General features: G+C 61.9%; 1 protein-coding gene. It reads left to right on the plus strand.

Annotation, left to right across the window (positions count from 1 at the left end; all coding sequences use genetic code 11):
• On the plus strand, positions 1-270 hold a 270-nt coding region (locus tag QSK21_RS35985; RefSeq protein ID WP_285702229.1), incomplete at both ends, for a hypothetical protein.

Genomic DNA, 270 nt, shown 5'->3' on the forward strand with positions numbered 1-270 from the left:
TTGTGACCAACATCCTGCTGGTTGATGGTTATGGCGTTTCTTTGTTCGTTCGCCGTGTCGCCGAGGTCTATTCCGCGTCCCGGGCTGGTGCTGTGGTTCCGGACCGCTGGTTCGGCAGCCTGCAGAACGTCACGGGCGCGGTAAGTCCTGGTGGTTGCGGGGTCGAGGAGAGTGTCGCGTATTGGGGTGGTGTTCTCGATGTCGAGTACGCCGGCCGTGAGGACGCAGAAGACTTGTCCGGGGTGTTCGTGTCGTCGAGTCGGCCGGTTG

Source organism: Actinomadura sp. NBRC 104412, from assembly GCF_030269515.1.
GTDB lineage: Bacteria > Actinomycetota > Actinomycetes > Streptosporangiales > Streptosporangiaceae > Spirillospora.